The following is a 9,771-nucleotide window of genomic DNA, read 5'->3' as shown; positions in this document are numbered from 1 at the left end:
AGGGGAGCCCTATAAAACTAACATGGCAAATACTTTTCTTTTTAGAGATGGAAAATGTTGTGAGAGGGTTTATGAAAAAATTATAGAGGTTGAAGATTGCTATTGTTATGATCAGGCTTATTTATATAAGCAAGCTGAAAATGCTTTTAAATCTAATCAATTAGATGTAGCTTGGTTTATATGTGACATTTTGATTAAAAAAGAAATATATACTGAAGATATTATAGAGAATTTTTTATATTCTTCTGCAAGGCTTGGTAAAATTAAAGAAGGTATTGTGGTATGTGATAAATTAGTTGATAAAATTATCAACTTTAAAAAAACTCTAAAGATAGTTTGCTTGTTTTTAATAGAGGCAAATGAGATTAAAAGATTAAAAGCAATAATAGATAAATGTAAGCAAAATAGGATGTATTGTGAAGATATTATTGAAATAGAAGTGAGAATATTTTTAGAGGAAAATAGAATTGCAAATGCTAAAGAATTTATTGAAAAATTAAAGGAATATTTGAAATGATACAAACTGCATTAGTAGATTTTTTGTTAAGTTTGAAGAATTTATCTCGCTTTAAAAGAATTAAATATGATGGTGAATTTTATAGGGGGGAAATTGCACAAATTCAGAAAATATTAAATAATAAAGATATTGATGCAATGTTGGATATATGGAAAAAAAAGTTATCTCAGCACTACTTTGAGCTTGAACATCCATTATATCCAAATATTAAGACAAGGGCAGTTTATAATATTTTTAATGGAAGAGCAGCAAATTATGTGTTTATGATAGATGAGAACAATGAATATCCCTGGATTTTTACCCAAGCAACAAGCTTTATTGATTATGTAATTGTTCCTGATTTTGTTATTAATGTAGCTAGTCCGTGGCCATGTCATGGCGTGGATGTTTTTAGCGATGTTTCGGATAATTTATTGGCTTATGCAGAGAAACAATTTGGCTTTACTATGGCTATGATGGCTCCTCAACATTACACCTGTTTTTTATTTAACTTTTTTATGCAGATGGTTAAAAGAGGAATGATTGATGAGAGTTTGATTATTGATACTGAGCAATGTTTTTTCGTTCCTAATGAATGCATAAATAATTTTCGATTTACAAATAAAAACAATGAGCAAATTGTTTATCTTTATCCTATGGGAATACCTAATTTATATAGAAGAGAAGGGGAAGAATTTATTTATAAAGATTCCATTAAAGAGATTGCAAGCTATATTAATCAAGAAGATGAGCATAAACAATATGATTTGATAATTTGGCTTGGTCTTAGTTCTGCTAGAGCTTGGGTTGAACAAGAAGAGGGAATTGTAAACATTATTAAAAAATTGAGTGATTATTTTAAACGGATAAAGATTTATTTTAATGGTTTGACAGCATATGATAAGAAAATAAACAACGAGGCAGAACAGGATTATTCTATATATAGTAATTCTGTTATTAGTAATAATGTATTATTTGAAAATATTAAGAGAGGTATAGAAAAAAATATTTATACTGATGGTTTTTTGTGTGAATTAGTTAATTTAAACATGAAAGATTATAGAGAAAAAATTTGCCATTGTAGCATAGTAGATTTATGTATAACTGAAGGCAATACTACAGGTCTTATTCCTTTGCAATTTTGCAGGAAGCCTGGAGTTAATTTTATAGCTCCTGGAACTAATGGGGAATGTTTTGGTACAATTGTTGAGAGAGAAAAAATAGTGTCTTCACATGTGGAAGGTTTATATCATATGTCATGGGAACATATCTATAATCTATTGGTAAAAATCATATATAATATTAAAAATATCAAATTAGATTATATTGAAGAGGTAGATGCTAAATTATTGTATAAAAGATTTTGTATTGAGCAGAAAATAAAAATGCAGATACCATTAAATCAAGTAGTGCTATATGAAGCATTAGAAAAAATTATGCAAGATAATAAAAAGCAAGATAATGCAGCAAATAGTAAGCCACAAAGTTTTGTTTTAGGAAGTGCTAAAGAGAGAGTAAGGAATTGGCTTGCTTATAAGTTAGGAGAAATTGTTATAATTAATTCCAAGAGTCTTATTGGTATTGTATCTCTCCCAGTATTATTGTTATCAGCTGTTGTCTTTCATAGGCAAAAGCAAAAAATTGATTTTCTAAAGAAAATTAAACAACCTTCTTTAGAAAAATATTCTGATTATCAAGAAGCTATGAAATTTAAAAATCATTTATCTTATAAGTTGGGAAAGCTTTTGATTGAAGCTAATAAGAGTTGGTATAAGGGCGGTTATATTATTGTGCTTTTTAAAATATATAAATTAGTGAAATCTAAATCAAAGCTATAAAGATACTTAATGATAGCATATGTTCATATTGGTACGGTTAAAACGGGCACAACAACTATACAGAGTTTTTTAGATAAGAATAGGAAGATTTTAAGAAAATCGGATTATTATTATCCAACCTGTTTTACAGGTTTGAAAGCTTGGGAGTTAGCTGGAATTACAAAAAGAGATAATTTGCTTTATAGTACAGAAGAGAAACGGTTGAGCAGAATAGATGTTTTAAAAAAAAATCTGCAAGATATTAAAGAGCAAAAAGTTATATTGTCTTCTGAATGTTTTCAAGAAATGATTCAAACTAAAGAGGGTGTTAAAGAGTTGAAAGAAGTTCTGTTGAATATTGGTTTTAGTCGGATTGCTATTATTATATATCTGCGAGAACCCTTTGATTTGGCAGTTTCTTTTTATAATACTGAGTTATTGCTTAATAGAGAGAAGCGTTATAAGCTTTTTGAAAATGTTGCGAGTGCAGTTGATTATGGAAAATTTATTTGTAATCACAAGCAGACATTACAATGGTGGGGAGAAGTTTTTGGCAAAGAAAATCTGATTGTAAGACTTTTTGATAAAAATGAATTTAAAAATGGAGATTTATTAAAGGATTTTGTGGATGCTATAGGATTGGAGTGGGATGGAAATTTTGTGATACCTGAGATACAGAATGAAACTATAAATTTGTTAGGCATTACATTGTTGAGAGCAATTTATTTGCACTATAAAGATGGCTTTTATTATCCTTTCTTTCAAAAATATTTTCAATCTAAAGATTTTTACCTTAAGTTCCAGCCTCCAAAAAGTATCATTCAATCTTATGTAGACTATTTTGAAGAATCTAATGAATGGGTAAGAAAAGAATTTTTTCCCCATAAAGAAAGATTGTTTCCCAAAAAAGATCTAGCTAATTATAAAGAAAATTATGAACTCAAAGAAATGAAACCAGAGTATTGGGATAGAATTGCTGAATTTATTGCAGATATTGTTAAAATAAGAAATAAGATAATTGAGGATAAAACCAATATTATTCAGGATAGAGATAGAACTATTAAAGAAAAAGATATAATCATAGATAACAAAATAACCCAAATCAATCAAATTGAAACCATATTGGATTTCCAAACCAAATATGGTACAGCCACACAAAGAATCAAAAACCAACTCTCTTATAAATTAGGACAAGCTATGATAAGTAATTCTAAATCTCTATTAGGATATATAAGAATGCCCTATGTCTTATCCTATATAAAAGAAACCCATCAAAAAGAACAAGAAGCTTATCAACAAAGTATAAAACAAAACCCAAACCTAAAACTCCCACCATTAGAATCCTATGCAGACTATCAAGAAGCCCTAAAAATCAAAAACCATCTAACCTACAAACTAGGAGCAGCACTCATAAAAGCAAATAATGTGCGGGGGGGGGGCGAATATTTGCGTATATTGGCTTCCTAAAAGAAGTGCGTAGGCTAAAGAAGGAATACAAAGAAAAGAAATTTCAATAAAATTTATATAGAAATAATTTTAGTATTTTAGAATGATATTTCAATAAATAATGTTGTGTGAAGAGTATTTTAAAAAATAGATGCAACTATTCTAGAAAATTTTTAGTGAAAATCCTATAAATGTGACATTAAAGCTTAGTGTTTCCTATCTTAAAATTGTAAAAACTCTTTGGAATGGTTATTTTTTCTTAAAATAATCTTATAAAATATTTTAATGTAACCAACTGCGATTTTTAAGTTTTAAGGATAATTACATAGAATTCTTAAATATTTTCAGCATTTTTTACTTTGATTTCTAACACAAATATTCTCCTTTTATCCCCTCTCCACTTTTTTGTTTTAAAATCTTTTCTTGTATTTTAAAATTTTATGCTTTAATATTTTTATGAGCAAGCAAGGAATATAAAGGGAAATTCCAAATATCAAAAAACTAAATTTCATTATCTAGCTCTTTAAGTCTTTTAGACAACTCTATAGTGTATTTAGGAGTTTCTAATAAGTCTTTTTTGTCTTTGATAAGCATTTTAAGTTTAAAGCTCTTGTGTTTAATGAAATCTGGCTTTGTGTTATGATGAAATTCATCTAGCCATTCTATTGTATCTTGATAAGATTTTGTAAATTTTTCTCTTTCTTCTAGAAAATCATTCATAAGTTTGTTGTAAGTATTTTGCATAATACTGCCTTAAAATATATAGAAGTCTTATTGATAAAATTCTGGCAAATAAAAAATAAATATAAAATTAATTTATGGAAAAATATTTTATTGTATAATTAAATATTTTAATCTGTATAAGTAAAGGAGAAAATATGAAAAAAGCGTTATTGGTTTTAGGATTTTCTGGAATTTTATTTGCTCTTCCTCCTCATTTATCTCCAAAAGAAGAGATTAAGGGGATTAATGTAGAGGTTTTTGATAGAATGTTTTTCACAAAAAAGAGAAGCATTAAAGATTGATTATGAATTTAAAAAGCAAGAACATGAATCTAATGAAAAATATCGCCAAAATGACAGAAAACTAGATTATGATATAAGAATGTTAAGAATTGATTTGCAAGAGGCTAAAAGTATAAGAGATGAAGCAAAGGTTAATGTGATTTTGACACAAATTGTAAAACTAGAAGAGAAAAAACGCCTAAACAAAGAAGAAGAAAGAGCACAAAGGGAAAAAATCCAATCCCAAAGAATTTCAAAAATTTATCAGCAATTAGGAATGCAATAAAATATAAAAATTATCCAGATTGAATTTGGACTTTTTTGGTAGAGGGAATTAGAAGGTATTAAAGAAGACTTTGGAATTTGTGTGGTTTTAGATGTATATAGACACTAGGCTGTATAGCTTTATCTATATTATCTAAAGCCTTTGCATCTTCTTTAGTTTTTAAATCTTTTACACTCCCAAATAATCCTAATTCATTTAATACAACAATTAACCAATTTCTTTCTCGTAAATTAGCACCATAGCCTATGGTTAAATTTCCATTGCCATTTTATGCTTTAATACTAAAAAGCATAAAGGAGTATCCATGCAAAACACTATTTATTCTAAAATCACAAATAAGTCTTTTAAAAACACTCCCTTTTGTATGGAAGAGATTATAGAAAAGCTAAAAGACATTCTAGCAAGTGAGGGAGTAAGAAATCTAAGCACTAAAGAAGTTGCAAAAGAGTTAGGAATAAATCCTGATACTTTTAATTCTATGAAGTTTAGAAACTCTATCCCCTATCCACAAATCTTAAACTTTTTACATAAAAGAAATATTAGTATTAATTACTTCTTTTATGGAAGTTCTATAAAAGAAATATTAGATTGTGAAGAAAGATATAGAAATTTACTATATAGCTTAGCTTTAGCCCTCACAATTTACACTTATTCTATATCCACTAGAATCTAGCTCATGTCTTACATCTTTAATGCTAAAAGTCGCACTTTCAGCAATGCCTTCAATAATCAAATTTGCTCCTGCTCTTATATTAGCATCCTTTAAACTACATGAACCTTCATATATGCCAATATTTAGTGCCTTTAATTTAGCCAAACCTTGTGCTAGAGCTTCACTTTTGGTGGGTACATTTAGCATACATACTAAATCGCTTTAGTTGCAAAGCATGCTTTATTAATACTTTTAAAAAACAGAGAGAGTTTTTAAGGGAATTATGGCTTGGTTGAGAATTTATGAAGCAAGTTTAAATGATAATCCTAAAGTATCTATCAATATATTATACTAACTTTAAGTTTTTATAAATATTTTAAAAAATTTAACAATATGTTCGTCTTTGAAATTCTACTCATTTATGTAACTATTATTGTGTAAAGTATAATCTGGAGCCTAAATAATTTTTTGTTTATTTTTGTTGGAAATATTTTATTTCTTTGAAAATCTAGATTTTTAATGTGAAAAGTAATAAAAAATAAATTTTTTATAAATATAGGCAAATAAATTGATAAATATTTAAGTAAATGTGAAGCTTAAATTATAGAGTCGCTCATTTGTTAGAAAAAATAATAATGCGGGTTTAATATTTTTATCTTTGCTATATTGTAAAAAATATGTTATAATCATAACAAAATCTTGTATTGAAAATCTAGATTTTCAATCATTGCCTAGGATAAATTCATTGAAAATTATTGCAATTATGCCCATTAAATTACAAAACAAAAGATTACCAAATAAGAATATTTTAATGCTTGGCAATAAACCTCTGATTACTTATAATCTTGAAACTTTAAAGCAAATTGAAGAATTAAATAGTATTTATGTTTATTGTAGTAGTGAAAAAATTGTTTCATTTTTACCAGCAGGTATTAAGTTTTTACAAAGAAGTGTTGAACTTGATAGTGATAATACGAATTTTACAGAAATTTTTGAAGCTTTTAGTGGAGAAGTAAAAGCAGATATTTATGTGTATTCTCATGCCACTGCTCCTTTTATTAGTATTGATAGCATTAACAAATGTATAAATGCTGTTTTATATGAAAATCATGATTCAGCATTTACAGCAACTAAAATTCAAGACTTTCTTTGGAATAAGAATTATAATCCTTTGAATTTTGATGCACAAAATATTCCTAGAAGCCAAGATGTTGAGCCAATTTATAAAGAAACTTCTGGAGTATATGTTTTTAAAAAAGAAGTCTTTGAAAAATTAAAAAGACGAGTAGGAATTAATCCTAAAATTATAGAAGTAAACTTCAAAGAGTCTATTGATATTAACACCAGGGAAGACTTTGAGATTGCAAAAATATTTCTAAATCAATAGTGAAAGGAAAAATATGTCGCAAATTAAATTATTGGATTGCACATTAAGAGATGGTGGTTACATTATTAATTGGGATTTTGGTGATGAAGTTATAGTAGATATAATCTCTAAATTAAGTGAGGCAAGATTGGATTTTATCGAATGTGGATATTTAAATGCTTCAAATTATGTCCCAAATAAAAGTATATTTACCAGTATTGAACAAATGGCTAATTTTTTGCCTACAAATAGACATACAAGTAAGTTTTTAGCTATGATTGATGTAGCACAATTTTTTCCAGAAAATATTACTCCATATAGTGGAAATTCGATTGATGGTTTGAGAATTGTTTTTTATAAACATCAAGTAAAAGAGGCTCTTTTGCTTGCAAAAAAGAGTGTAGAGCAAGGATATCAGACTTTTATGCAACCTATGGTTACTATTGATTATACCTTGCATGAATATGAAAATTTAATTAGGGAAATTGTTAAGTTTGATCCACATTGTATATCTATAGTGGATAGTTTTGGCTATATGAATAAGCAAGACAATAAAAGGTATTTTAATATTATTGATGCTATTGCTCCAAAAAATATGATGATAGGGTTTCATTCTCATAATAATATGGATTTGGCTTTTATTTGTGCTCAGGATGTTATTGATTATGACACTAATAGAATTTTAACTATTGACTCATCGTTGGAGGGAATGGGGCGATGTGCCGGTAATCTTTATACAGAAATTATCGTTCAATATTATAATTCTGTTTTGGGCAGTAAATATGATTTAGAAATTATTTTAGATGTAATAGGTAAATATATAGAACCAATCAAAAAAGAAAAGCAATGGGGATATAGTCCTTATTTTTTTATTACAGCTCTTTATGAATGTCATCCAAATTTTGCAACTTATCTTTTAGAATTGGAGCCAAAAATTTCTGTATCAGAATTCAAACAATTTGTTCAATTAATACCAAAAGATATGAAAACAAAATGTAAAAAACCATATGTAAAAGAGTTATATGATATTTTTAGAATAAAAAATAAATAAAATTTGATTTTGAGGAGAAAAAGTGAAATATTATACTTTTGGGAATTTTTTAAGAGGTATAGAGGATTCTAAACAAATAATTAACCAAAGAATTGAGGATGCAAGAATATTTTATGAAAAATTTTATAAGAATTTTGAGTTTCGAAATTGTCCTATTTGCAATGGGAATGATTTTAGTGTTATGCCAAAATTTTTGGAGATTTATGAAATTTGTCGATGCAATATTTGTAATTCCGTGTATTCAAATCTTGTCCCTAGTAATGAGGCACTAGCTTGGTATTACAACAATTGTAAATCTAATGCGATGTATGCAGATTTGAATAAAACAAAAAAAACACAAGAGAAATACATGGAAAGGGTAGAATTTATTATAGAGCAATTAAGAGATTATTGCGGAAATACTCAAAATCAAGAGATTAATATACTTGAAGTTGGTTGTAATAATGGAGCCCTATTATCTCTTCTTAATGATTATTTGAAAAAAGAAAACTTAAATAAGAAAATAAAAATATATGGTATAGATTTAGACGAAACAGTAATTGCTGAATGTAAAAAACAGCAGATTGAGGGGGGGGGGGGATTTTATGTTATGAATGCTAGTAGTATTGGAGTTTTAGGGATAAAGTTTGATTTTGTATTGCATTATGAGCTTTTAGAGCATTTGCCAAAACCAAGCGAGTTTGTTCAATCAATTTATAAAAACTTAAAAGAGAAGGGTAGAATGATTTTTACTACCCCAAATTATCTTGGATTGGAGGCTCAAGCATTGGATTATAACAAAGAAGAAAGGTTACAAGTTCATAGTATTTTCCCGCCTATGCATTTAAATGCTTTCAGTACGCAAAATATACTTTATTTTGCAAGAATAAATAATTTTAGATTAAAGTATTTAGATACACCTGGAAAATTAGATTTTGCGGCTGTAGAATTTTGTAGAGAGCAAATGGAAAATTTAGATTTAAAAGAGGTAGTGAAAGCCATTAGTGTTTTGGAAGATGAAATTAAAGGCAGTATTCAATATTTGATTTCATATTTAAAAGGAAGCACATACATGAGAGTTGTTTTTGAAAAATAATTAATAGTATTAGGAGAATAAATGAAATGTTATCTATGTGGTAGTAAAAGTCATCATAAAAGAGAAGGAAAAGTAAGAGATAATCCAAATATTGAAATCTTAGAATGTGATGAGTGTGGATTGGTATTTTTAAATATGCAAAATACTAGCGAAGATTTTTATGTACAAGGCAATATGCATAATCAAAAAGAAATCTATAAGCTGGCACAAAGAACAGATTTTATAAATGATATGTATTCTTTCAATAAATCTAGAATGGATTTTATACTTAATAATGCTATTGGCAAAGATATTTTAGATTTTGGAAGTGGATATGCTGGTTTTTTAATGCAAATTAAACCATTTGTCAAAAGTGTAGCAGGAATAGAGCTAGAAGAACAAGTAGAACCAATTTATAAAAAACACAATATCCCTTTATATAGAAGTATTGGTGAATCTGTCGGGGGGGGGGGGGGCAAAAAAAACCTTTTTAAACGGTACGTTTTGCGATTTACCAAAAATTAAAATTATATCTGAAAATTTTATTGGGGATGAACGGGGTTTTTGGGTGGGGGGGTTTATTAGGTCAAATTGCCCAT

General features: G+C 27.6%; 11 protein-coding genes and 1 pseudogene. 10 read left to right on the top strand and 2 right to left on the bottom strand.

What is annotated here, in order from left to right; all coding sequences use genetic code 11:
• From EBF09_RS08790 to EBF09_RS08780, 3 genes are all read left to right on the top strand, one after another.
• The coding region (locus tag EBF09_RS08790; protein ID WP_157978203.1) for a hypothetical protein at nt 1–517 on the top strand (517 nt) is incomplete at its 5' end.
• Entirely contained in the window at nt 514–2,334 is a 1,821-nt protein-coding gene (locus EBF09_RS08785; RefSeq protein ID WP_121764730.1) for a hypothetical protein, read from the top strand. The genes EBF09_RS08790 and EBF09_RS08785, both read left to right, overlap by 4 nt.
• A gap of 9 nt (nt 2,335–2,343) precedes the next feature.
• The gene (locus tag EBF09_RS08780) at nt 2,344–3,780 is read left to right on the top strand and encodes a hypothetical protein (protein WP_121764729.1); all 1,437 of its coding nucleotides are present in this window, start codon (nt 2,344–2,346) and stop codon (nt 3,778–3,780) included.
• A 480-nt stretch (nt 3,781–4,260) separates the two neighbouring features.
• Here the strand turns inward: EBF09_RS08780 and EBF09_RS08775 are convergent, their stop codons facing one another.
• Nucleotides 4,261–4,503, bottom strand: a complete 243-nt coding sequence (locus EBF09_RS08775; RefSeq protein ID WP_121764728.1) for a hypothetical protein — start codon at nt 4,501–4,503, stop codon at nt 4,261–4,263.
• Between the two features lie 134 nt (nt 4,504–4,637).
• On the opposite strand from EBF09_RS08775, the gene EBF09_RS09140 reads away from it, so the two are divergent.
• From EBF09_RS09140 to EBF09_RS08765, 3 genes and pseudogenes are all read left to right on the top strand, one after another.
• Nucleotides 4,638–4,784, top strand: coding sequence for a hypothetical protein (locus EBF09_RS09140; RefSeq protein WP_157978202.1), 147 nt, complete (start codon nt 4,638–4,640; stop codon nt 4,782–4,784).
• A complete protein-coding gene (locus EBF09_RS08770; protein WP_121764727.1) occupies nt 4,741–5,049 on the top strand; it encodes a hypothetical protein in 309 nt (102 codons plus the stop codon). Before EBF09_RS09140 ends, EBF09_RS08770 begins: the two co-directional genes overlap by 44 nt.
• Nucleotides 5,050–5,413: 364 nt before the next feature.
• Nucleotides 5,414–5,662, top strand: a pseudogene (locus EBF09_RS08765) (S24 family peptidase); the annotation flags it as partial.
• Nucleotides 5,663–5,677: 15 nt separating this feature from the next.
• Here the strand turns inward: EBF09_RS08765 and EBF09_RS08760 are convergent.
• Entirely contained in the window at nt 5,678–5,908 is a 231-nt protein-coding gene (locus EBF09_RS08760) for a hypothetical protein (RefSeq protein ID WP_198672579.1), read from the bottom strand.
• Nucleotides 5,909–6,446: 538 nt separating this feature from the next.
• Here EBF09_RS08760 and EBF09_RS08755 point away from each other — a divergent pair.
• The 4 genes from EBF09_RS08755 to EBF09_RS08740 are packed head-to-tail and all read left to right on the top strand — an operon-like array spanning nt 6,447 to nt 9,697.
• The gene (locus tag EBF09_RS08755; protein WP_121764726.1) at nt 6,447–7,088 is read left to right on the top strand and encodes an acylneuraminate cytidylyltransferase family protein; all 642 of its coding nucleotides are present in this window, start codon (nt 6,447–6,449) and stop codon (nt 7,086–7,088) included.
• 13 nt (nt 7,089–7,101) lie between these two features.
• Nucleotides 7,102–8,118 carry an aldolase catalytic domain-containing protein gene (locus EBF09_RS08750; protein WP_121764725.1) on the top strand — a complete coding sequence of 339 codons (1,017 nt, stop codon included), beginning with the start codon at nt 7,102–7,104 and terminating at the stop codon, nt 8,116–8,118.
• A gap of 22 nt (nt 8,119–8,140) precedes the next feature.
• Complete coding sequence (locus EBF09_RS08745; RefSeq protein WP_121764724.1) at nt 8,141–9,193, top strand: class I SAM-dependent methyltransferase; 1,053 nt, start codon at nt 8,141–8,143, stop codon at nt 9,191–9,193.
• A 21-nt stretch (nt 9,194–9,214) separates the two neighbouring features.
• Complete coding sequence (locus EBF09_RS08740) at nt 9,215–9,697, top strand: hypothetical protein (RefSeq protein WP_121764723.1); 483 nt, start codon at nt 9,215–9,217, stop codon at nt 9,695–9,697.
• The last annotated feature ends 74 nt before the right edge of the window (nt 9,698–9,771 follow it).

Source organism: Helicobacter burdigaliensis (assembly GCF_003670295.1).
GTDB classification, from domain to species: Bacteria; Campylobacterota; Campylobacteria; order Campylobacterales; family Helicobacteraceae; genus Helicobacter_D; species Helicobacter_D burdigaliensis.
This window is presented reverse-complemented; position numbering and strand designations above follow the sequence as displayed.

Bases quoted from the DNA above. Each gene is read 5' to 3' on its own strand.
- EBF09_RS08785 (WP_121764730.1), top strand. From the start codon at position 514: ATGATACAAACTGCATTAGTAGATTTTTTGTTAAGTTTGAAGAATTTA.
- EBF09_RS08780 (WP_121764729.1), top strand. From the start codon at position 2,344: ATGATAGCATATGTTCATATTGGTACGGTTAAAACGGGCACAACAACT.
- EBF09_RS08775 (WP_121764728.1), bottom strand. From the start codon at position 4,503: ATGCAAAATACTTACAACAAACTTATGAATGATTTTCTAGAAGAAAGA.
- EBF09_RS09140 (WP_157978202.1), top strand. From the start codon at position 4,638: ATGAAAAAAGCGTTATTGGTTTTAGGATTTTCTGGAATTTTATTTGCT.
- EBF09_RS08760 (WP_198672579.1), bottom strand. From the start codon at position 5,908: ATGCTAAATGTACCCACCAAAAGTGAAGCTCTAGCACAAGGTTTGGCT.
- EBF09_RS08750 (WP_121764725.1), top strand. From the start codon at position 7,102: ATGTCGCAAATTAAATTATTGGATTGCACATTAAGAGATGGTGGTTAC.
- EBF09_RS08740 (WP_121764723.1), top strand. From the start codon at position 9,215: ATGAAATGTTATCTATGTGGTAGTAAAAGTCATCATAAAAGAGAAGGA.